The organism is Desertibaculum subflavum (assembly GCA_003576705.1).
GTDB classification, from domain to species: domain Bacteria; phylum Pseudomonadota; class Alphaproteobacteria; order Ferrovibrionales; family Ferrovibrionaceae; genus Desertibaculum; species Desertibaculum subflavum.
The window spans coordinates 92,699-112,723 of sequence record QOZS01000008.1; the positions used below are offsets into that span (position 1 = coordinate 92,699).

Sequence of the window (20,025 nt, forward strand, 5' to 3'; positions counted from 1 at the left end):
TCGCGGGCGATGCCGTTCGATCCACTCGCTCTGCTGCTGGCGATCCCGCTCGAGCTCCTCGTTCTCGGCGCCCTCGGCCCGCGGCGGGCAATCCAGGCCCGCTTCGCCCGCCTGTTCGACCGCCTGGACAAGGCGGAGCGTGGGCGCCGCACGTTGCAGATCCGCGGCGCCATCCTGGTACTCGCGGCGCTGATTGCCGGCGCCGCGGCCGGGCTGGCGCTGCAGACGATCGCCGAGCGCTCGGCCTTCCCGCTCGCGGTGACCGGCGTAGCGGCGGCCCTGACGCTGCGTTCGGGCGCCACGGCGCGTGCCGTCTTCGCGGCCGCGGTCGACGGCGATTTCCAGTCGAATCGCCAGCGGGTCGCCTTCGTCGCCCGCGGCCTGGTCGACGGGCTGATCGCGCCGGCGCTCTACTTCCTGGCGGGCGGGCTGACCGCGGCCATGGCCTATCGCGCCACATCGTTGCTGACCGATGCGGCCGGGGATCGGCTCAGCATCGCGCTCGCGGCACGCCGCCTGCGCGCTTTCCTGCTGCTGGTGCCCGGCCTGCTAGGTGCCGCGCTCGTGGTCGTCGCCGCGGTCTTCGTGCCGCGCGGCAATCCGCTCGACGCGCTGCGCCATGCCGTCGCACCGGGGCGTGCTGCGCGGGGCGTGCCGGCCGGCCGCACCGTCGCGACGGCCACCGGCGCCCTCGGCATCGTCGTCGAGGGCAATGGCGGTTGGCTCGGGCCGGTAAACGGCCGCGCCCGCCTCGACGTGACGGACATCATCCGCACCGGCATTCTGTGCGGGGCGGCAGCCGCCGTGGCGCTGGCTGCCCTCATCGTGCTCGCCGTCATCGGGCTATGATGCTCGCCGCCACCGAAGGGAAGTGACCCATGTCGGACCTCTCCAACCAGCGGATCGCCTATTTCAACGGGCGCTATGTGCCGGAATCCCAGGTGCTGGTGCCGTTCCGCGACCGCAGCTTCAAATACGGCGACGCCGCCTTCGACATGACCCGCACCTTCGACGGCCGGCCGTTCAAGCTGAAGGAGCATGTCGAGCGGTTCTACCGTTCGCTGCGCTACCTGCGCATCGATCCCGGCCTGTCGCCGGCGGAGATGATCGCGGTTAGCGAGGAAGTCGTCGCGCGCAACGCCCATCTCCGGCCGAAGGACGGCGACTGGTGGGTCGGCCAGCGGGTCTCCCGCGGCGTCGACGCGGTCGGCGACGAGGGTTGGGAGCAGAGCGGGCCGACGGTCATCGTCGAATGCCTGCCGCTGCCGCTGGCGCAGCGGGCCAGCCTGTTCCGCGACGGCATCGACGTGCTGGTGCCGTCGGTCCGGCGCACCTCGCCCTCGGCGCTCAGCCCGCGCGCCAAGACGCACAACTACCTGAACACGATCATGGCCGATCTGGAGGTGAAGGCCGAGAACCCCAAGGCCTGGTCGGTGCTGCTGGACGAGAACGGCAATCTCGCCGAAGGCATCGGCAGCAACATCTTCCTGGTCCAGGAAGGGCGGCTCTTCACGCCGCGCGAGCACTACGTGCTGCCGGGCGTCAGCCGGCAGACGGTGATCGATCTCGCGCGCGAGCTCGGCATTGCCTGCGAGGAGAAGGACCTCGACATGTTCGACGCGGCCAATGCCGACGAGATCTTCCTGACCTCGACCAGCCTCTGCCTTTGCCCGGTGCGGAGCGTCAATGGCCAGGCGGTCGGCTCCGGCCAGGTGCCGGGCCCGGTCACCAGCCTGCTGACCGGCGCCTACAGCCGCTTCGTCGGCTGCGACTTCGTCGCGCAGTACCTGGCCAAGCTCTAAGGACCACGCTTTGAGGCTAGCTCTTCGCCTCGGCGCGGCGCAGCGCGTCCTGCAGCAGCGCGGCGTTGGGGGCTTCGACTTCGCGGCGAATGACGATCGCCTCTGGCGTGATCGCGCGGCCGTAGTACTTCTGGTTCATCGAATCCCGGCTGGCCAGCACGGCGCCCTCCAGGGATACGCCGCCGAACAGGCCGCGCGACTTGGCGAAGGAATAGATATCGGCCCGCAGCGCCGTGGTGGTGGATGCTTCCACGCCCTTGCCGATCGGCCCGACGGCGATCGAGGCGTCGGCGCCGAGCTTGACCTGGTTCGACAGCACGGCGCGGAGCCCGTTGTCGGTCATGATCAGCAGCATCACTTCGCTCGCCTCGGCGCCGATCTGCAGGCCGACCGAGCCGGCTCCCATGGTGATGAAGGAGGGCGCAGTCCATGCGCCGGTATTGGCGTCACGGCCGACCAGGACGCCGTTGCCCCCCTCGCCGCCGATAATGAAGCCGGCCTTGAAGATGCTCGGGAACACGATGACGCCCTTGGCGCGCGGCAACAGACGGCGCATCTCGGCGAATTCGGCGTCGCGCACGAAACCGTCGACAGTGATCCTGGCACGGTCGACCAGATCCTGCTCCTCGGTCGCGAAGGCGGGACGGGCGAGGAGCGTGAGTGGCAGGGCAGCGACAAGCGCGCGCCGGGTCAACATGGTTGCCTCCGTCGAGTCTGGCGATTCTCGTTTGATATTCTACATCAAGCGGGACGATAGCGTGATGGAAGCCACGTAAAGACGGCAGGAATCGGGCAGGACCATGGCTGAGCGACCGCATCACCATACGGGCAAGGGATATCGCAATCCGCCCGGCAGTCCGGCCCGCAAACATGACCGCCGGGAATACTGGAGCTTCATCTGGCGCCGCATCGTCTCCCGGCAGGCCGCGCCCATTGTGCCGCTGGACCATGCGCTCGACGGCGAGGCGGTGCTGCAGGGCATCGCCGCCGCCGGGGCACGCGACAGCGTCACCTGGCTCGGCCATGCGGCCTTCCTACTGCGCCTGGACGGGCGAACGGTGCTGCTCGATCCCTATCTGGGCGAGTTCGCCGGGCCGATGTCGCGCGGGCCGCGGCGTTTCGTGCCGCCGGCCCTGGCGGTCGAACAGCTGCCGCCGATCGACCTCGTCCTGGTCTCGCACAATCACTACGACCATCTCTGCGAGCCGACGGTGCGGGCGCTGGCGCGTCGGCACCCTTCCGTCGTCATGGTGCCGCTCGGCCTCGGCAAGTTCTTCCGCCGGCGCGGCTTCGGCGATGTGCGCGAGCTCGACTGGGAACAGGCGAGCGAGGCGGGCGGTCTCACCGTCACCGCGCTGCCGGCGATCCATTGGTCGAAGCGGACGCCGTTCGACCGCAACCGCTCGCTCTGGGCCTCGTTCGCCGTCGCCGGCGCGCGGCGCAGGATATGGTTCGCCGGCGACACGGCCGCCGGACCGGTCTTCGAGGAGATCGGCCGCCGACATGGCCCGTTCGATGCGGCGCTGGTGCCGATCGGCGCCTACGAGCCGCGCTCCATCATGGAGGCGCATCATGCCAATCCGGAGGAAGCGGTGGCGATCGGCCGCGCCATGCGGGCCGACAGGCTGATCGCGATGCATTGGGGCACCGTGGTGCTGACCGACGAGGATCCGTTCGAACCGCCGGATCGCTTCCGTCGCGCCGCCTTGGCCGCGGGCCTCGCCCCGGAGCAGGCGCTGGTGCCGCGCATCGGCGAAACCATCGCGCTCGACGACGGATGGCCTTCCAACCGGCCCTGAGCGCACTAGGCTAGCGGGATGACCGACGATCGCCTGCGCCACCGCACCCATGAATGGCTGCCGCCCGAGCCGGATCTCGAGCGGCTGAAGACGCTGCCCGGCCTCGACTATCTGCGCGAGCTCTATCTCGGCGATCCGCGGCGGGTGCCGATCGGCCAGCTGATGGGCTTCCGGCCGGTGCGGTTCGACGCAGGCCTGGCGCTGTTCGAGGGCTTCCCCGACGAGTTTCACTACAACCCGATCGGCAGCGTGCATGGCGGCTTTGCCGCGACCATGCTCGATTCCGCCATGGGCTGCGCCGTCCACACCGTGTGCAAGGTGGGCCAGGGCTACACGACGGTCGAGATCAAGGTGAACTACATCCGGCCGATGACGCGCGCCACCGGCCGCGTGAGCGTCGAAGGGCGCGTCGTCGCGGCGGGCAACCGCATCGCCACCGCCGACGGCAAGGTCACCGACGAGGGCGGCCGGCTGATCGCCCATGGCAGCACGACCTGCCTGATCTTTCCGCTCTGATATAGTTCCACCCACAAATCCCGGGAGGACGTCATGCAGCTCAAGGATCCAAGCCTTCTGCGCCAGCAGGCCTATATCGACGGCGCCTGGGCCGATGCCGACGACCGGACGACGCTCGCGGTCGGCGACCCGGCGACCGGCAAGCAGATCGCCACCGTGCCGAAGATGGGCGCCAAGGAGGCGCGCCGCGCCATCGATGCGGCGGAAGCTGCCTGGCCGGCCTGGCGCGCCAGGACCGGCAAGGAGCGCGCGGCGATCCTGCGCCGCTGGAACGACCTGATGCTGGCGAATGCTGATGACCTCGCGCTCATCATGACGACGGAGCAGGGCAAGCCGCTCAGCGAGGCCAAGGGCGAAATCGGCTACGCCGCGTCCTTCATCGAGTGGTTCGCCGAGGAGGCGAAGCGGATCTACGGCGACACCATCCCCGGCCACCAGGCCGACAAGCGCATCGTCGTCATCAAGGAGCCGATCGGCATCGTCGGCGCCATCACGCCGTGGAACTTCCCGGCGGCGATGATCACCCGTAAGGCGGGTCCGGCGCTCGCCGCCGGTTGCGTCATGGTGCTGAAGCCGGCAAGCCAGACGCCGCTTTCGGCGCTCGCGCTCGCCGTGCTGGCCGAGCGCGCCGGAATACCGAAGGGCGTGTTCAACGTGCTGACCGGCTCGGCCTCCGCGATCGGCGGCGAGATCACCTCGAACCCCAAGGTGCGCAAGCTCACCTTCACCGGCTCGACCGAGATCGGCAAGGTGCTGATGCAGCAATGCGCCGCGACGGTGAAGCGGACCTCGATGGAGCTCGGCGGCAACGCGCCCTTCATCGTGTTCGACGACGCCGACCTTGACGCCGCGGTCGAGGGCGCCATCGCCTCCAAGTACCGCAACACAGGCCAGACCTGCGTCTGCGCCAACCGGCTGCTGGTGCACGAGCCGGTCTACGAGGCCTTTGCGAAGAAGCTCGCCGACGCCGTCGCCAAGCTGAAGGTCGGCAGCGGCGTCGAGCCCGGCGTGCAGCAGGGTCCGCTGATCGACATGAACGCCGTGCTGAAGGTGGAAGAGCACATCGCCGATGCGGTAGCGAAGGGCGCCAAGGTGGTGGTCGGCGGCCAGCGCCACACTCTCGGCGGCCAATTCTTCCAGCCGACCGTGCTCGCCAACGTCACGCCCGACATGAAGGTGGCCAAGGAGGAGACCTTCGGGCCCGTGGCCCCGCTGTTCCGCTTCAAGACCGAGGCGGAGGCGATCCGCATGGCGAACGATACCGAGTTCGGCCTCGCCTCTTATTTCTTCGCCCGCGACATCGCTCGCGTCTGGCGCGTCTCCGAGGGACTGGAATACGGCATCGTCGGCATCAATACCGGCCTGATCTCGACCGAAGTGGCGCCGTTCGGCGGGATGAAGGAGTCCGGGCAGGGCCGCGAAGGCTCGAAATACGGCATCGAGGACTACCTCGAAGTCAAATATCTATGCATGGGCGGTATTCAACCCATTACCACCTGAAGGGGCACTTCGGCTTGAGAGTGCGTTAACAAACGAGTAGCATTCGCGAGTACCTGCAAACGATGTGGTTAACGCAAAATGCGCCGCAGAATTCGCCGTGCGCGGAGCAATGCCGATACGGCCCTGGCCGGGAAGGTGCTGTCGGCGATCCTGACCTGGACCGCCGTGGGCGCTGTCGCGCTGCTCGCCTTGGTCATCCTGCCGGGCCTTGCCCGCCTTGTTCCCCTGCCGGAGGACATGTTCGCCGCCGCGACGTTGCTGCGCGCCGGCCTGGCCGGGCCGACGCTCGGCCTGGTCTTCGTCGGCTGGCTGCTCGGCGTGCTGGCGATCTGCACCCTGGCCGCTCTGCGCCGCCTGTGGCGCGCGCCCGTCGTGACGCCCTGGATCAGCCGGCCGACCGCCGGCCGCGGCGCCTGACGATCCCGTCGGCAATCCGGCGCCGCATCCAAGCCTGACAAGCAAAGCTTGGCCGTCGTAGGCTGAGCTTGCCCGTGGCGGAGAGGGATTACGCATGAGCTTCGACTACGACCTCTTTGTCATCGGCGCGGGCTCGGGCGGCGTGCGGGCGAGCCGCATGTCGACGAGCCAGGGCGCCAAGGTCGGCATCGCCGAGGAGAGCCGCATCGGCGGCACCTGCGTGATCCGCGGTTGCGTGCCGAAGAAGCTCCTGGTCTACGGCTCGAAATTCGCCGAGGCCTTCGAGGATGCCGCCGCCTATGGCTGGACGGTGGGGGAGCGCAGCTTCTCCTGGCCCGCGCTGATCGCCAACAAGGACACGGAGATCGACCGGCTCAACCGGGTCTATATCAGCCTGCTCAAGAATTCCGGGGTCGAGATCCATCCCTCGCGCGCGGTGTTCCTCGACCCGCATACGCTCCAGGTCGGCGACCGCCGCATCACTGCGAAGTACATCCTGATCGCGACCGGCGGCCGGCCGACCGTGCCGACGATCCCCGGCATCGAGCACGCCATCACGTCGGACGACGCCTTCCATCTGCGCGACCTGCCGCGGCGCATCGCCGTGGTCGGCGGCGGCTATATCGCGGTCGAGTTCGCCGGCATCTTCCACGGCCTCGGGGCCGAGACGAGCCTGCTCTATCGCGGCGAGCAGATTCTGCGCGGCTTCGACGACGACGTCCGGCACCACCTCGCCGCCGAGATGAAGAAGAAGGGCGTCGGCATCGAATGCCGCACCGAGGTCAAGCGGATCGACCGGCGGGATGACGGCGCGCTGGATCTCGAGCTCGGCGGCGGCCGCAAGCTCACGGTCGACGCGGTGATGTACGCCACCGGGCGCTCGCCCAACACGCGCGGCCTCGGCCTCGACAATGCCGGCGTGACCATGCGCGAGGACGGCGTCGTGCCGGTCGACGGCTTCTCGCAGACCAACGTGCCGCATATCTACGCGATCGGCGACGTCACCAACCGGGTGCAGCTGACCCCGGTCGCCATCAAGGAAGGCATGGCCTTCGCCGCCACCGTGTTCGGCGGCCGCCCGACCCGTGCCGACCATTCCGATGTGCCGACCGCGGTGTTCAGCCAGCCGGAGGTCGGCACCGTCGGCCTCGGCGAGGCGGAAGCGCGTATCACCTGCGGCGCCGTCGACATCTACAAGACGACCTTCCGGCCGATGAAGCACACCCTGACCGGCCGGGAGGAGCGCACCTTGATGAAGCTCGTCGTCGACCAGGCCACGCAGCGCGTGGTCGGCGCCCATATGGTCGGCCCGGATGCCGGCGAGATCATCCAGGGCATCGGGATCGCGGTGAAGATGAAGGCGACCAAGGCCGATTTCGACGCCACGGTCGGCATCCATCCGACGGCCGCGGAGGAGTTCGTGACCATGCGCGAGCTGTGGGCGCCGCCAAAGGCCCAGGCAGCGGAGTAGGGGGCCGGCGAATAGATCGGTAGCGGCCGCCGCGCCGGTTCGGGCCGAAGCCGGCGCCAAACCAGCCCTGGCGTTTGGGGCTGCGCTGGCTCCGAGGCGCCTGATCCCGGGCTTGCTTACATGGTCGATGCGCTCTAGAACAAAAAACGAACACGCCATGACGATCGCAGCACGCAATCTCGATCTCGCCCGCCTGCAGGCGATAGCCGATCGGACCGGACGGGACGAGAGCGCGGAGGAGGTGCTGCCGCTCGGCCTGCCGGCGATCGACCGTATCCTGCCGGATGGCGGCCTGCGGCGTGGCGCCTTGCATGAGATCGAGGCGCCGGGCGACGACATGGCCGGTATCGGCTTTGCCCTCGCCTTGGCGGCCCGGGCGGCCGGCGGCGGCCCCATTTTATGGTGCCAGGCCGGGTCGGCGCCGGATCCAGGGCCTCTCTATGGACCGGGGCTGCGGCAGTTCGGCCTGTCCCCCGCGGCGCTTCTCGTGGTCCGTCCGGCCAAGCCGCGGGACGTCCTGTGGGCGATGGAGGAGGGGCTGCGGGCCGGCACCGTGGCCGCCATCATCGGCCAGGGGGTGGTGCCGGATATGATCGCCAGCCGCCGGCTGCAACTTGCCGCCCGGATGCATGGCCGCCTTGCCATATTGGTATTGCCGCGCCGTCTCGCCGCCTCGCCTTCGAGCGCCGAGACGCGCTGGACCGCCAGCGCGGCACCATCGGCCGAGGGGCCGGAAAACCGCTTGCCGCGCTGGCGCTTAACCTTACGCCGCTGCCGCCGGGGCCGGGGCGGAGACGAGCAGTGGCATGTACATTGGGATCCCGGACGTTCTATTTTCGTACCAGGCTAGGTTTTACTTGGCAGGCAAATTCAATATGGTAAATGGCGCCAAAAGACAAAATAAGCCTTGTTTACAGCGTAGTTACACGCTATAAATAGATCGCCGCCGCACATCGTCGGCGGCGCAAGCGGGGAATACAGGGGTCCGTACGCCGAGGGGCATCCCCCCTCCACGTAATTTTGTTGTCTTCTTGCGAGGAAGAGGAAAAACAAAAATGCCTGCGCCGCGTGGCCAGAACGGAAATGATTTCAGGGTCGGACAGATGGTGGTCTTCCCGGCCCATGGCCTGGGTAAGATTACCGGCCGCCGCAGCGAGATCGTTGCCGGCCATAAGCTCGACATGCTCTCGATCGAGTTCTTCGATCCGAAGATGACCTTGCTCGTCCCCGTCAACAAGATCACGTCCTGCGGCATTCGCGCCACCAGCACGGCCGACACCATGAAGGCCGCGCTGGAGAAGCTGAAATCGCCGCCCAAGGTCGGCCGCGGCCCCTGGCTGAAGCGCGCCCGCGTGCTGGAGGCCAAGGTCAATTCCGGCAACCCGATCGAGGTGGCCGAGGTGATCCGCGACCTGCGCCCGAAGAGCGAGGACCAGGAACGGTCCTATGCCGAGAAGGTGATCTACGAGCGCGCGCTCGAGCGCCTGACCCGCGAGCTCGCCGCGGTCGAGAAGATCGACCGTGCGACGGCGAGCAAGAAGGTCGAGAAGCTGCTCAAGGTCGCGTAAGCGCCAGTTCGCTAAAAGCCGAAGCGGCCGCGGATCACTCCGCGGCCGCGTTCGTTTTGCAAGCCGGTACCGGAAGCGGTCAGGCGACCGCCCGCAAGGCCGACATCAGGTTGCGCGCCAGAACCGGCTTGGCGCAGGTCGCCGCCACGCCGGCGGCGCTGAGATCCTCGCGGCGGATCTGTTCGATGAAGGCGCTGATGGCAACCACCGGAATCGCGGCGAGACCGGCATCGTCCTTGAACCAGCGCGCCACTTCGAGCCCCGAATTGCCCGGCAGCTGAATGTCCATCAGCACGATGTCCGGGCGGTCCCGCCGGGCCAGATCCAGCGCTGTGCGCCCGTCCAGCGCATGCAGCACACGAAAGCCATCGGCGGCCAGGATATCGCTCACCAGTTTGACGTTCAGGACGTTGTCCTCAACGACGAGCACGGTCTTTCCGGTCCCCCACATGGTCCACCTCCAGCCACCCGGTCCGCCTGGATTGTCGCCCGGCTCGGTTGCACCGCCATTAAGGCCGGCGGCGCACCAGATGCCGCTCGAGCAGACGGAATGCCTTGTCGTCCAGCACCAGGAACTCAACCGCAACCTCCGCCGCCTGGGGCGGGGCGCGGACAATCCTCGCCTTGATGTCCAGCCGCTCACAACTCCCGTCCGGGAGTAGTACGGCGGTGATCCGAATCGGATCACCCGTCCCCAGATCGGCCGCCCCCGGCTTTGTCGCAGCAAAGCCGCCGAGGCTCCAATCCTTCGCCTCGTATTCTTCGCCGCCCATCACAAAGTGCAGGACCGGCCGCGCGGCGCGCTGATTGCGGCGACGATTGCGCGCGCTGACAGCAATCGAAACGGTGACGAGGCCCATCCCGCGGCGACTTCCTATGTTCGACTTCAGCCCTCGATGGGCGGCCGCGTCAAGTCCAATCGGAAATCGTTAAGATCTTCCGTAGAGCTGGTCGGGCGCGACCAGCGGCGCCGCCAGCGACACCACCGCATCCTGCCGCAGCGCCTGGAAGAAGCAGTTCCGACGGCCGGTATGACAGGCAACGCCCTCCTGATCGACCAGCAGCAGCAGCGTATCGCCGTCGCAATCGACCCTGAGATCGACCAGCCGCTGGACCTGACCCGAGGTCTCGCCCTTGCGCCAGAGCGCGCCGCGCGACCGCGACCAGTAGCAGACCCGTCCGGTGCGCAGGGTCTCCGCCAGCGCATCCCGGGTCATCCAGGCCATCATCAGCACTTCGCCGGTATCGTGCTGCTGGGCGATGGCGGGCACCAAGCCCGTCGGGTCGAAGGCCACGCGGGCGATCAGCTCGGCGATAGCCTGCGGTGCAGGAGGCGACATGGCGGGAATCCGGGAAGCGACAAAGGAGAAATGATATCACGTGCGGAAGCGCCATGATAATTTCTGCCGCTTTGAGAAGGCGAGGGCCGGCAATGGCGGAGCAGAGCATTCCGGATGCATGATGCGGCGCCGATACAGGCATTTCCCGACCATGCGCACGACCATGCCAGCTGTGTGGCGGAAGCCCTGGCGACAGCCGAGCGCATCTGCAACGAGCGGGGGGTGCGGCTGACCGCGCTGCGCCGGCGCGTGCTCGAACTGGTCTGGAACTCGCATCAGCCGGTCGGCGCCTACGACCTGCTGGGGGAACTGGCCCGCGGCGGCCGCCGGGCGGCGCCGCCCACGGTCTACCGGGCGCTGCAGTTCCTGCTCGACCAGGGGCTGGTGCACCGGATCGAATCCCGCAACGCCTTCATCGGCTGCGCCCATCCGGAAGACCGGCATGTGGTGGAGATCATGCTGTGCTCGCAATGCGGCCGCGCCGCCGAGCTGCCGGACGACCGCATCGCCAGCGCCGTGCGGGCGGCCGCGAAGCGGCTCGGCTTCGAGGTGCAACGCCAGACCATCGAGGTGACCGGCCTCTGCGCGGAGTGCCGGACAGCGCCCGCCGGAGCGGCCGCCGAGCGAAGCTGAGCCCGGCTATTCGGCCGCGGCGGCCTTGGTGCCCTTGAGGGCGGCCGCGCGGCGCTCGAAGCCCGCCGTCAGATCCGCTTTCAGATCCTCGATGTTCTCCAGGCCGGCATGAATGCGCAGCACCGTGCGGTTCGCGTCCCAGGGCCGCGCGGTGCGGAAGTGGTCGGGATGCGCCCAGATCATCAGGCTCTCGTAGCCGCCCCAGCTGTAGCCCATGCCGAAGAATTCCAGATGGTCCATCATCGCGGCCAAAGCGGGGCGGGGAGTCGGCTCGATCTCGATGGCGAACAGGCCGGAGGCGCCGTGGAAGTCGCGCTTCCAGATCGCGTGGCCCGGATCGTCCGGCAGGGCCGGATGCATGACGCGGATCACCTCCGGCCGGGCCCTCAGCCAGATCGCCAGCTCGACGCCGGTCTTCCAGTGCTGGGCGAGGCGCACGGCCAGCGTGCGGAAGCCGCGCTGGCCGAGATAGAGATCGTCCGGGCCGACGGCATAGCCGAGCTCGCGCCCGGTATCGCGCACGCGCGTCCAGGCTTCCTTGGTTGCGGTGACGGTGCCGAGCATCGCGTCGGAATGGCCGACGATGTACTTGGTCGCCGCCTGGACCGAGATGTCGACGCCCTTCTCGAACGGCTTGAAGTAGAGCGGCGAGGCCCAGGTGTTGTCGCAGATCACCGTGGCGCCGCGCGCCTTCGCTGCGCCGGCGATGGCGGGGATGTCCTGCATCTCGAAGGTGAGCGAGCCCGGCGCCTCGACATAGACGACCTTGGTGTTCGGCCGCATCAGGCCGGCGATGTCGGCGCCGATCTCCGGCAGGTAATAGGTCGTCTCGATCCCCATCTTCCTGAGGAAGCCCTCGCAGAGCTTGCGCGTCGGCCCGTACACCGTATCGACCATCAGCACGTGGTCGCCGGACTTCAGGCTCGACAGCATGGCAACGGTCACCGCCGCCAGGCCCGAGGGCACCGCGAAGCTGCGATAGCCGCCCTCGAGCGCCGCCACGGCATTTTCGAAGGCGAAGGAGGTCGGCGTGCCGCTGCGGCCGTAGACGGTGACCTGTTCGTCGCGCGCCCGCGCCGCCTGCGCCGCGTCGAGGGCGTCGAGCGTCGGATGGATCACCGTCGAAGCGTGGTAGACGGGCGGATTGACGACGCCGTGCTGCTTCGCCGGATCCCGTCCGGCCACCACGATTTTGGTTTCGTCACGCATCGAACTCGGCTCCCGCGCAGAATTGCTGACGGCATGATGACAGCGGCACGCCGTCCCGCAAGCCTGGAGCGAAAGTGACCGCGCCGGCCCGGCTGAACACAAGGCAGGCATTTTGGGCGACTTGCCGATCGATTGACCGCAATTCGCCCAGGCAGGCGGCAAATCGGCGAGTCGGAGCGCTTGTGGGCATTTTGAAGGCCGTGTTACGGTCGGTTACTTCCGGGACCCTGCCTGAACGGCGAGGTTGCCGGATGATGTGGGTCAAGACAGGGATGGTAGACCATGAAGAAACTGGCGCTCGCCGCGGCCGCGGCGACCCTTCTCATTGCCGGCGCCGCCGAGGCGGGGCAGACGGTCGACGCGATCAAGAAGCGTGATTTGCTGCATTGCGGCGTAAGCACGGGCCTGGCCGGCTTCTCGCTGCCGGACAGCCAGGGCAAGTGGAGCGGCCTCGACGTCGATATCTGCAAGGCGGTCGCCGCGGCGCTGCTCGGCGATGCGAACAAGGTGAAGTTCGTCCCCTCGAACGCGCAGCAGCGGTTCCCGATGCTGCAATCGGGCGAGGTCGACATCCTGTCGCGCAACACCACCTGGACGCTGACGCGCGACACCTCGCTCGGCTTCAACTTCGCGCCCGTCACCTATTACGACGGCCAGGGCTTCATGGTGGCGAAGAAGCTCGGCGTGAAGAGCGCCAAGGAGCTGAACGGCGCCACCGTCTGCGTGCAGCAGGGCACCACCACCGAGCAGAACCTGGCCGACTACTTCCGGGCCACCAAGATGGAATTCAAGCCGGTGGTGTTCACCGAACTGAAGGAAGTCGAGGGCGCGTTCTTCTCCGGCCGCTGCGACGTCTACACCACCGACGCTTCGGGCCTCGCCTCGACCCGTGCCGCCAAGGCCGGCAATCCGGACGATTACGTGATCCTGCCGGAGATCATCTCCAAGGAACCGCTCGGCCCCACCGTCAGGCACGGCGATGACGAGTTCTTCGACATCGTGAAGTGGACGATCTATGGCCTGCTCGACGCGGAAGAGAAGGGCATCACCGCGGCCAATGTCGACGAAATGAAGAAGAGCGCCGATCCCGGCGTCCAGCGCCTGCTCGGCGTGACGCCCGGCCTCGGCAAGGCGCTCGGCGTCGACGAGGAGTGGATGGCCCGGACCATCAAGCAGGTCGGCAATTACGGCGAGATCTTCGAGCGCAATGTCGGCCAGAAGACGCCGCTCAAGCTCGCCCGCGGCCTCAATGACCTCTGGACCAAGGGCGGCCTGATGTACGCGCCGCCGCTCCGCTAAGGCATCGGAAGCCGCCGGAACGCAAGTCCCGGCGGCTTCTCCTTTTCCAGGGGCCGAGGTATGGCAGCACGCACGGAAGGCAGGGCGGCGCCGGGCGGGGCAGCGACGGGCGCCGTGTCGGCGCCGAAAGGGGCCTGGTGGAACGACGCCAATGTGCGCGCCGTCCTCTATCAGATCCTCACCGTGCTGGTGATCCTCGGCATCGGCTGGTACCTGGTCTCCAACACGCTCGCCAATCTCGCCCAGCGCAACATCGCGACCGGTTTCGGCTTCCTCGATCGCGAGGCCGGCATGCCGATCGGCGAGCACCTGATCAGCTATACGCCGGCCAGTTCCTATGGCCGCGCCTATCTGGTCGGCATGCTGAACACGATCTTCGTGTCGGCGATCGGCATCGTGCTCGCCACCATCCTCGGCACCATCGTCGGCGTCGCGCGGCTGTCGTCGAACTGGCTGATCGCCAAGCTCGCCTCGGTCTATGTCGAGGTGATCCGCAACATTCCGCTGCTGCTGCAGCTCTTCGTCTGGTACGGCGTGCTGCTGGCGCTGCCGCCGGCGCGGCAATCGCTGAGCCCGCTGCCGGGAATATTCCTGAGCCAGCGCGGCCTCTACTTCCCGGTGCTCTACGAGCATCCGGTCCATGCCGTGATGCTGATCCTGCTTGTGCTCGGCGTCGTGCTGACTGTCGTGGTCCACCGCTGGGGCAAGCGCCGCCAGGCGCTGACCGGCAAGCCGTTCCCAATGCTCGGGCCGGCGCTCGGCCTGATCTTCGGCCTGCCGCTGATCGCCTGGGCGATCGCCGGGGCGCCGTTCGATCCGAACGTGCCGGCGATGAAGGGCTTCAACTTCCAGGGCGGCGCCTCGGTGACGCCGGAATTCGTCGCGCTGCTGCTCGGCCTCGTCACCTATACTGCGGCGTTCATCGCCGAGACGGTGCGGGCCGGCATCCTGGCGGTGCCCCGCGGGCAATGGGAAGCGGCTCGGGCGGTCGGCATGTCGGAGACCCGCATCCTGCGCCTGATCGTGCTGCCGCAGGCGTTGCGGGTGATCGTGCCGCCGACCACCAGCCAGTACCTCAACCTCACCAAGAACTCATCGCTCGCCGTCGGCATCGCCTATCCCGACCTGGTCTCGGTCGGTTACACGATGATCAATCAGACCGGCCAGGCGGTCGAGGGCATCGCCATGATCATGGCGGTGTACCTGACCCTCAGCCTGCTGATCGCCGCCTTCATGAACTGGTACAACAAACGCATTGCGCTGAAGGAGCGGTGAGATGACGGACATCGCCGCCGGCTCCGTATCGCGCCCGCCCGCCGCCCAGACCGGCGTCGTCGGCTGGCTGCGCCAGAACCTGTTCAGCAACTGGTTCAACTGCGCGCTGACCTTCCTCGCCCTCTACGTCATCGTCGTGGGCGGCAAGGCGCTGGTCGACTGGGCCCTGCTGGACGCCACCTTCGTCGGCACCTTCGAGGATTGCCGCAAGGGCACCGGCGCCTGCTGGGCCGTGGTCGCCGAGAAGCGGCATTTCATGCTGTTCGGCACCTATCCCTACGAAGAGGCTTGGCGCCCGGCCGCGGCGACGGCGCTGTTCATCGTGACCTTGCTGGTCTCCACACGGCGCAGCCTGTGGGGACGGCCGCTGATGATCGGCTGGATCGCGTCCTTCATCGTGATGGGGGTGCTGATGCGGGGCGGCGTGCTCGGCCTGACCCCGGTGACGACGGAGAACTGGGGCGGCTTGCCGCTCACCCTGATGCTGTCCTCGATCGGCATCATCGCGGCTTTCCCGCTCGGCCTCGTCCTCGCGCTTGGCCGCCGTTCCACCATGCCGATCATCAAAGCGCTTTCCGTGGCCTTCATCGAGCTGGTGCGCGGCGTGCCGCTGATCTCGGTGCTGTTCATGGCCTCGGTGATGTTCCCGCTGTTCCTGCCCGAAGGCGTCACCATCGACAAGCTGCTGCGCGCCCAGGTCGGCATCATCATGTTCGCCGCCGCCTATATCGCGGAAGCGGTGCGCGGCGGCCTCCAGGCGGTGCCCAAGGGCCAGTTCGAGGCGGCCGACGCGCTCGGCCTGTCATACTGGAAGAGTATGCGGCTGATCATCCTGCCGCAGGCGCTGCGCATCGTGATTCCGCCGCTGGTCGGCATCTTCATCGGCATGTTCAAGGACACCTCGCTGGTGCTGATCATCGGGCTGTACGACCTGCTCAACGCGGTGCGCACCTCGATCAACGACCCGAACTGGCGCGCCTTCGGCACCGAGGCCTATATCTTCGCCGCCGCGGTGTTCTTCGTGTTCTGCTACTTCATGTCGAAATACAGCCAGTATCTCGAGCGGCTGCTCGCCGCCGGCCGGAACCGCTAAAGACGCACCGCCGAGGACGCCGATGGTCGACCAGCCCTTCATCCAACTCAACCGCGTCAACAAGTGGTACGGCGAGTTCCATGTGCTGCGCGACATCTCGCTCTCCGTCGCCAAGGGCGAGCGCATCGTGATCTGCGGGCCGTCTGGCTCCGGCAAGTCGACCATGATCCGCTGCATCAACCGCCTGGAGGAGCACCAGCAGGGCCAGATCTTCGTCGAGGGCATCGAGCTGACCAATGACGTCAAGAACGTCGACGCCATCCGTCGCGAGGTCGGCATGGTGTTCCAGTCGTTCAACCTGTTCCCCCATCTGACCGTGCTGGAGAACCTGACCCTTGCACCGATCTGGGTGAAGCAGATGCCGAAGGCGGAGGCCGAGGACATCGCCATGACCTATCTGAAGCGGGTCCAGATCCCCGAGCAGGCGCACAAATATCCGGGCCAGCTTTCGGGCGGCCAGCAGCAGCGCGTCGCCATCGCGCGCTCGCTCTGCATGAACCCCAAGGTCATGCTGTTCGACGAGCCGACCTCGGCGCTCGATCCGGAGATGATCAAGGAAGTGCTCGACGTGATGGTCGAGCTCGCCGAAAGCGGCATGACCATGCTCGTGGTGACGCACGAGATGGGCTTCGCCCGCACGGTGGCCGACCGGGTGATCTTCATGGACCGCGGCGAGATCGTCGAGGAGGACACGCCGGAGGAGTTCTTCACTCATCCGAAGAGCGACCGCACCAAGCTGTTCCTGAGCCAGATCCTCGGCCACTGATTTTCAACGTCGTGGCCGGGCTTGGCCCGACCACCCACGCCTGTCAGCCAGCGCACCGCAAGTCGTGGATGCCCGGGTCAAGCCCGGGCACGACGTGGAGAGAATGGAACGTCACACCTTCGGGTCGACGAAGGCCTGCAGGCGGTCGTAGACGACGAAGCCCATGCGCTGGTACAGCGGCAATGCCGAAGGGTGGTCGAGCGTGCAGGTGTTGACGGTGAAGAGCTGCGGCGCGCGGCTCCAGGCCATGTCGATCGCCTGGGCCAGCAGCCAGCGCCCGGCGCCCTTGCCGATCGCTTCCTTCACCAGGCCGAAATAGGCGAGGTTGATGCGGCGCGGGTGGTCGCGCAGGTCGAGCTCGAAATAGCCGGCCGGCCAGCCGTCCATGTAGAGCACGTAGATCTCGGTCTTCGCGTCGCCGAGAATGGCGCCGAGCGACTTGTCGTCGAGCCGCTTGCGGTCGACCCAGTGCCAGTCGCGCCCGACCACGTCATAGAGATAGCGGTAGTACTCGATCGGGCAGTTCTCCGCCCTAAGCAGGGCATGCCGACCGGCCGGTGCCGCCACCACCGGCAGCACCGGCCGCGCCGGCATCTGCAGGAATGTGACCGTGGTCTCGATCAGCCCGCTGTCGTCGCCCGCCCTGCCGGCCGCGGCCATCAGCCGGTTTCCACCGGCGTGTCGCTGCGGCCGCCCCATTCGGTCCAGGAGCCGTCATAGACGGCGAACTGGCGGTGGCCGAGCAGGTGCAGCGTGAAGACCAGCACGCAGGCGCTGACCCCCGAGCCGCAGGTCGCCGCCACCGGCTTGGCGAGATCGATGCCCGCAGCGCGGAACTTGGCCTTCAGCGTCTCGGCCGGCAGCAGCGTGCCGTCGGCAGTGAAGAGAGCGCCGTAGGGCAGGTTCTGGCTGCCCGGGATACGGCCGCCGCGCAGGCCGGCGCGCGGCTCGGCCTCGGTGGCGCGGAAGCGCCCTTCGGAGCGGGCATCCAGCACCTGCTCGCGGCCGCTCTTGACGATGGCCTGCATCTGCTCGAGATCGCGCACCAGCGTACTGTCCAGCCGGGCGGTGAAATGCCGCTCGCGCGGCATCGGCGCCAGGTCATCCACCGGCCGTCCTTCCCGCTTCCACTTCGGCAGGCCGCCTTCCAGGATCGCCACGTCCTTGTGGCCGAAGGCGCGGAACATCCACCAGGCGCGGGCGGAGGCGATCATCTGGCCGGAGCCGTCATAGATCACGATGCGGCTGCCGTCGCCGAGGCCGAGCTTGCGCACGCGGCTGGCGAACTTCTCCGGGCTCGGCAGCATGTGCGGCAGGTCGCTCGGCTTCTCGGCGATGTCGTCGATATCGAAGAACACGGCGCCAGGAATATGCTCCGCGTTGTATTCCGCCCTTGGATCGCGCTTCTGCGCCGGCATGTACCACGACGCATCGACGATGCGCACATCCGGCGCGTTGAGGCGCTCGGCCAGCCAGGCAGTCGTGACCAGTGCGTCAGGGTTGGCAAAGGCGTTCACGGCGTTCCCTCGAATTCCAGCAGCACGCGGCGGTTCTGCCGCCCCTTGCTCTCGATCTTGCGCACGCGCACCGGTCCGATCTCGCCGGTGCGGCTGACATGCGTGCCGCCGCAGGCCTGCAGGTCGAGCCCGTCGACCTCGATCAGGCGCACGCGGCCGGAGCCGCGCGGCGGCTTGACCGACATGGTCTTGACCAGATCGGCATTGCCGTCGAGCTCGGCATCGGTGACCCAGCGAAATCTGACCGGGCGGTCGGAGGTGACGAGCTCGTTCAGCTTCGCGGTGATCGCGTCCTTGTCGGGCGGCGCCTCGCTCATGTCGAAGTCGAGCCGGCCCTTGCCGTCGCTGACCTGGCCGCCGGTGACGGGGTAGGGCAGCACGGCGGAGAGCAGATGCAGGCAGGTATGCATCCGCATCAACCGGTGCCGGCGGTCCCAGTCGAGCTCCAGCACGGCGCGGCTGCCCGGTGCGGGCCGCGGCACGTCTGGCGCGATGACGTGCACGACCTCGTCCGGCGTTGCGCCCTTCACCGCATCGACGATGGCGATGGTGGTGCCGTCGGCGAACCTCGCCACGCCGGTATCGCCGGGCTGGCCGCCGCCGGTCGGATAGAACACCGTGCGGTCGAAACGCAGACCCTTGTCATCGGCGGCGATCAGGGTCGCGTCGCAGCTGCGCAAATAGGCGTCGTCGCGGAACAACAGCTCGGTCACGGTGGCGCGCTCCTAGAGCCAGGACGGCGTCGGGAGACCCTGCTGCTTCAGGAACTCCGGATTGAACAGCTTGCTCTGATAGCGCGCGCCGCCGTCGCAGAGCAGGGTCACGATGGTGTGCCCCGGCCCGAGCTCGCGCGCGAGCCGGATCGCGCCGGCAACGTTGATGCCGGTCGAGCCGCCGAGGCAGAGCCCCTCGTGCTGCAACAGGTCGAAGATGATCGGCAGCGCCTCGGGATCCGGGATCTGGTAGCTGAAATCGGGCTTGAAGCCTTCCAGGTTGGCGGTGATGCGGCCCTGGCCGATACCCTCGGTGATGGAGTTGCCCTGCGCCTTCAATTCGCCGGTCGTGTAATAGCTGTGCAGCGCGGCACCCATCGGATCGGCGAGCGCGATCTTGACCTTGGGATTGCGCTCGCGCAGCGCCATGGCGACGCCCACCAAAGTGCCGCCGGAGCCGACCGCGCTGACGAAGCCGTCGACCTTGCCGTCGGTCTGGCGCCAGATTTCCGGGCCGGTCGTCGCGACATGGGCGTCGCGGTTGGCGGTGTTGTCGAACTGGTTGGCCCAAACGGCGCCGTTCGGCTCGGTCTTCGCGATCTCCTCGGCGAGGCGGCCGGAATACTTCACGTAGTTGTTCGGGTCGCGATAGGGCACCGCCGGCACCAGGCGCAGATCGCAGCCGCAGAGCCGGAGCATGTCCTTCTTCTCCTGGCTCTGGGTCTCCGGCATGACGATGACGGTTCTGTAGCCGAGGGCATTGCCGACCAGCGCGAGGCCGATCCCGGTATTGCCGGCCGTGCCTTCCACCACCGTGCCGCCCGGCTTGAGCCGGCCGGATCTCTCCGCATCACGGATGATGTACAGCGCCGCGCGGTCCTTTACCGAGCCGCCCGGATTGAGGAACTCCGCCTTGCCCAGAATGGTGCAACCGGTGATTTCCGAGGCCCGCTTCAGCCTGATGAGCGGCGTGTCGCCGATCGAACCGATGAAGCCTTGACGCACGTCCATGGGCAAAGAACCTCCTTACGCCCGGGGACTATAGGGTGGCCCACCCCCCGATCAAGCCATGCCGCCCGCGGGTCGGCGCAGGTCGAACAACCGAGG

23 protein-coding genes are annotated in these 20,025 nt (G+C 67.7%); 14 read left to right on the plus strand and 9 right to left on the minus strand.

Annotated features, from left to right (window positions below):
• Positions 1–9: 9 nt before the first annotated feature.
• Entirely contained in the window at positions 10–849 is an 840-nt protein-coding gene (locus DT074_RS06220; protein ID WP_119418958.1) for a CobD/CbiB family protein, read from the plus strand.
• A gap of 29 nt (positions 850–878) precedes the next feature.
• Entirely contained in the window at positions 879–1,802 is a 924-nt protein-coding gene (locus tag DT074_RS06225; protein WP_119418959.1) for an aminotransferase class IV, read from the plus strand.
• Between the two features lie 16 nt (positions 1,803–1,818).
• Here the strand turns inward: DT074_RS06225 and DT074_RS06230 are convergent, their stop codons facing one another.
• Positions 1,819–2,499 (minus strand): lipid-binding SYLF domain-containing protein, encoded by a 681-nt coding sequence (locus tag DT074_RS06230; RefSeq protein ID WP_119418960.1) that lies wholly within the window; start codon positions 2,497–2,499, stop codon positions 1,819–1,821.
• A 103-nt stretch (positions 2,500–2,602) separates the two neighbouring features.
• Between DT074_RS06230 and DT074_RS06235 the strand changes: the two genes are divergently transcribed.
• The 7 genes from DT074_RS06235 to DT074_RS06265 all read left to right on the plus strand — a co-directional run bounded on the left by DT074_RS06235 (position 2,603) and on the right by DT074_RS06265 (position 9,073).
• A complete protein-coding gene (locus DT074_RS06235) occupies positions 2,603–3,601 on the plus strand; it encodes an MBL fold metallo-hydrolase (RefSeq protein WP_119418961.1) in 999 nt (332 codons plus the stop codon).
• Positions 3,602–3,619: 18 nt separating this feature from the next.
• Positions 3,620–4,117, plus strand: a complete 498-nt coding sequence (locus tag DT074_RS06240; protein ID WP_119418962.1) for a PaaI family thioesterase — start codon at positions 3,620–3,622, stop codon at positions 4,115–4,117.
• A gap of 33 nt (positions 4,118–4,150) precedes the next feature.
• A complete protein-coding gene (gabD, locus tag DT074_RS06245) occupies positions 4,151–5,617 on the plus strand; it encodes an NADP-dependent succinate-semialdehyde dehydrogenase (protein ID WP_119418963.1) in 1,467 nt (488 codons plus the stop codon).
• A gap of 78 nt (positions 5,618–5,695) precedes the next feature.
• Entirely contained in the window at positions 5,696–6,034 is a 339-nt protein-coding gene (locus DT074_RS06250) for a hypothetical protein (protein ID WP_119418964.1), read from the plus strand.
• Between the two features lie 94 nt (positions 6,035–6,128).
• The gene (gene gor / locus DT074_RS06255; protein ID WP_119418965.1) at positions 6,129–7,505 is read left to right on the plus strand and encodes a glutathione-disulfide reductase; all 1,377 of its coding nucleotides are present in this window, start codon (positions 6,129–6,131) and stop codon (positions 7,503–7,505) included.
• A gap of 157 nt (positions 7,506–7,662) precedes the next feature.
• On the plus strand, positions 7,663–8,355 hold the full coding sequence (locus DT074_RS06260; protein WP_119418966.1) for an ImuA family protein: 693 nt from the start codon (positions 7,663–7,665) through the stop codon (positions 8,353–8,355).
• Positions 8,356–8,560: 205 nt separating this feature from the next.
• Positions 8,561–9,073 carry a CarD family transcriptional regulator gene (locus tag DT074_RS06265; protein ID WP_119418967.1) on the plus strand — a complete coding sequence of 171 codons (513 nt, stop codon included), beginning with the start codon at positions 8,561–8,563 and terminating at the stop codon, positions 9,071–9,073.
• Positions 9,074–9,152: 79 nt separating this feature from the next.
• Here the strand turns inward: DT074_RS06265 and DT074_RS06270 are convergent, their stop codons facing one another.
• The 3 genes from DT074_RS06270 to hisI form a co-directional block, all read right to left on the minus strand.
• Positions 9,153–9,524, minus strand: a complete 372-nt coding sequence (locus DT074_RS06270; RefSeq protein WP_119418968.1) for a response regulator — start codon at positions 9,522–9,524, stop codon at positions 9,153–9,155.
• 58 nt (positions 9,525–9,582) lie between these two features.
• Positions 9,583–9,933, minus strand: coding sequence for a PilZ domain-containing protein (locus tag DT074_RS06275; protein ID WP_119418969.1), 351 nt, complete (start codon positions 9,931–9,933; stop codon positions 9,583–9,585).
• Positions 9,934–10,002: 69 nt separating this feature from the next.
• Positions 10,003–10,413: a phosphoribosyl-AMP cyclohydrolase gene (gene hisI / locus DT074_RS06280; protein ID WP_119418970.1), complete on the minus strand. Its 411-nt coding sequence runs from the start codon at positions 10,411–10,413 to the stop codon at positions 10,003–10,005.
• A gap of 114 nt (positions 10,414–10,527) precedes the next feature.
• Between hisI and DT074_RS06285 the strand changes: the two genes are divergently transcribed.
• Positions 10,528–11,046, plus strand: coding sequence for a Fur family transcriptional regulator (locus DT074_RS06285; RefSeq protein ID WP_119418971.1), 519 nt, complete (start codon positions 10,528–10,530; stop codon positions 11,044–11,046).
• Between the two features lie 6 nt (positions 11,047–11,052).
• Here DT074_RS06285 and metC read toward each other — a convergent pair whose 3' ends face one another.
• A complete protein-coding gene (gene metC, locus DT074_RS06290; protein ID WP_119418972.1) occupies positions 11,053–12,255 on the minus strand; it encodes a cystathionine beta-lyase in 1,203 nt (400 codons plus the stop codon).
• Positions 12,256–12,537: 282 nt separating this feature from the next.
• On the opposite strand from metC, the gene DT074_RS06295 reads away from it, so the two are divergent.
• Genes DT074_RS06295 through DT074_RS06310 form a run of 4 tightly spaced genes read left to right on the plus strand, consistent with a single transcriptional unit; the run spans position 12,538 to position 16,688 of the window.
• Positions 12,538–13,554, plus strand: a complete 1,017-nt coding sequence (locus DT074_RS06295; RefSeq protein ID WP_119418973.1) for an amino acid ABC transporter substrate-binding protein — start codon at positions 12,538–12,540, stop codon at positions 13,552–13,554.
• 60 nt (positions 13,555–13,614) lie between these two features.
• Positions 13,615–14,829, plus strand: a complete 1,215-nt coding sequence (locus DT074_RS06300; RefSeq protein WP_119418974.1) for an amino acid ABC transporter permease — start codon at positions 13,615–13,617, stop codon at positions 14,827–14,829.
• 1 nt (position 14,830) lies between these two features.
• Entirely contained in the window at positions 14,831–15,922 is a 1,092-nt protein-coding gene (locus DT074_RS06305) for an amino acid ABC transporter permease (RefSeq protein ID WP_119418975.1), read from the plus strand.
• Between the two features lie 22 nt (positions 15,923–15,944).
• A complete protein-coding gene (locus tag DT074_RS06310) occupies positions 15,945–16,688 on the plus strand; it encodes an amino acid ABC transporter ATP-binding protein (RefSeq protein WP_119418976.1) in 744 nt (247 codons plus the stop codon).
• A 111-nt stretch (positions 16,689–16,799) separates the two neighbouring features.
• On the opposite strand, the gene DT074_RS06315 is transcribed toward DT074_RS06310, so the two are convergent.
• Genes DT074_RS06315 through DT074_RS06330 form a run of 4 tightly spaced genes read right to left on the minus strand, consistent with a single transcriptional unit; the run spans position 16,800 to position 19,929 of the window.
• Positions 16,800–17,348 carry a GNAT family N-acetyltransferase gene (locus tag DT074_RS06315; protein WP_162914667.1) on the minus strand — a complete coding sequence of 183 codons (549 nt, stop codon included), beginning with the start codon at positions 17,346–17,348 and terminating at the stop codon, positions 16,800–16,802.
• Positions 17,348–18,205, minus strand: coding sequence for a 3-mercaptopyruvate sulfurtransferase (gene sseA, locus DT074_RS06320; RefSeq protein ID WP_119418978.1), 858 nt, complete (start codon positions 18,203–18,205; stop codon positions 17,348–17,350). The genes DT074_RS06315 and sseA overlap by 1 nt, the downstream gene beginning before the upstream one ends.
• Positions 18,202–18,918 (minus strand): alanyl-tRNA editing protein, encoded by a 717-nt coding sequence (locus DT074_RS06325; RefSeq protein ID WP_119418979.1) that lies wholly within the window; start codon positions 18,916–18,918, stop codon positions 18,202–18,204. Before DT074_RS06325 ends, sseA begins: the two co-directional genes overlap by 4 nt.
• Before the next feature lie 12 nt (positions 18,919–18,930).
• Positions 18,931–19,929, minus strand: coding sequence for a cysteine synthase A (locus DT074_RS06330; protein WP_119418980.1), 999 nt, complete (start codon positions 19,927–19,929; stop codon positions 18,931–18,933).
• Positions 19,930–20,025 lie beyond the last annotated feature (96 nt).

Bases quoted from the DNA above. Each gene is read 5' to 3' on its own strand.
- DT074_RS06305 (WP_119418975.1), top strand. From the start codon at position 14,831: ATGACGGACATCGCCGCCGGCTCCGTATCGCGCCCGCCCGCCGCCCAG.
- DT074_RS06300 (WP_119418974.1), top strand. From the start codon at position 13,615: ATGGCAGCACGCACGGAAGGCAGGGCGGCGCCGGGCGGGGCAGCGACG.
- DT074_RS06315 (WP_162914667.1), bottom strand. From the start codon at position 17,348: ATGGCCGCGGCCGGCAGGGCGGGCGACGACAGCGGGCTGATCGAGACC.
- DT074_RS06270 (WP_119418968.1), bottom strand. From the start codon at position 9,524: ATGTGGGGGACCGGAAAGACCGTGCTCGTCGTTGAGGACAACGTCCTG.
- DT074_RS06220 (WP_119418958.1), top strand. From the start codon at position 10: ATGCCGTTCGATCCACTCGCTCTGCTGCTGGCGATCCCGCTCGAGCTC.
- DT074_RS06265 (WP_119418967.1), top strand. From the start codon at position 8,561: ATGCCTGCGCCGCGTGGCCAGAACGGAAATGATTTCAGGGTCGGACAG.
- DT074_RS06310 (WP_119418976.1), top strand. From the start codon at position 15,945: ATGGTCGACCAGCCCTTCATCCAACTCAACCGCGTCAACAAGTGGTAC.
- DT074_RS06260 (WP_119418966.1), top strand. From the start codon at position 7,663: ATGACGATCGCAGCACGCAATCTCGATCTCGCCCGCCTGCAGGCGATA.
- DT074_RS06235 (WP_119418961.1), top strand. From the start codon at position 2,603: ATGGCTGAGCGACCGCATCACCATACGGGCAAGGGATATCGCAATCCG.
- DT074_RS06295 (WP_119418973.1), top strand. From the start codon at position 12,538: ATGAAGAAACTGGCGCTCGCCGCGGCCGCGGCGACCCTTCTCATTGCC.
- DT074_RS06250 (WP_119418964.1), top strand. From the start codon at position 5,696: ATGCGCCGCAGAATTCGCCGTGCGCGGAGCAATGCCGATACGGCCCTG.
- gor (WP_119418965.1), top strand. From the start codon at position 6,129: ATGAGCTTCGACTACGACCTCTTTGTCATCGGCGCGGGCTCGGGCGGC.
- DT074_RS06330 (WP_119418980.1), bottom strand. From the start codon at position 19,929: ATGGACGTGCGTCAAGGCTTCATCGGTTCGATCGGCGACACGCCGCTC.
- hisI (WP_119418970.1), bottom strand. From the start codon at position 10,413: ATGTCGCCTCCTGCACCGCAGGCTATCGCCGAGCTGATCGCCCGCGTG.
- DT074_RS06285 (WP_119418971.1), top strand. From the start codon at position 10,528: ATGCATGATGCGGCGCCGATACAGGCATTTCCCGACCATGCGCACGAC.
- gabD (WP_119418963.1), top strand. From the start codon at position 4,151: ATGCAGCTCAAGGATCCAAGCCTTCTGCGCCAGCAGGCCTATATCGAC.
- DT074_RS06230 (WP_119418960.1), bottom strand. From the start codon at position 2,499: ATGTTGACCCGGCGCGCGCTTGTCGCTGCCCTGCCACTCACGCTCCTC.
- DT074_RS06240 (WP_119418962.1), top strand. From the start codon at position 3,620: ATGACCGACGATCGCCTGCGCCACCGCACCCATGAATGGCTGCCGCCC.
- DT074_RS06225 (WP_119418959.1), top strand. From the start codon at position 879: ATGTCGGACCTCTCCAACCAGCGGATCGCCTATTTCAACGGGCGCTAT.
- DT074_RS06275 (WP_119418969.1), bottom strand. From the start codon at position 9,933: ATGGGCCTCGTCACCGTTTCGATTGCTGTCAGCGCGCGCAATCGTCGC.
- metC (WP_119418972.1), bottom strand. From the start codon at position 12,255: ATGCGTGACGAAACCAAAATCGTGGTGGCCGGACGGGATCCGGCGAAG.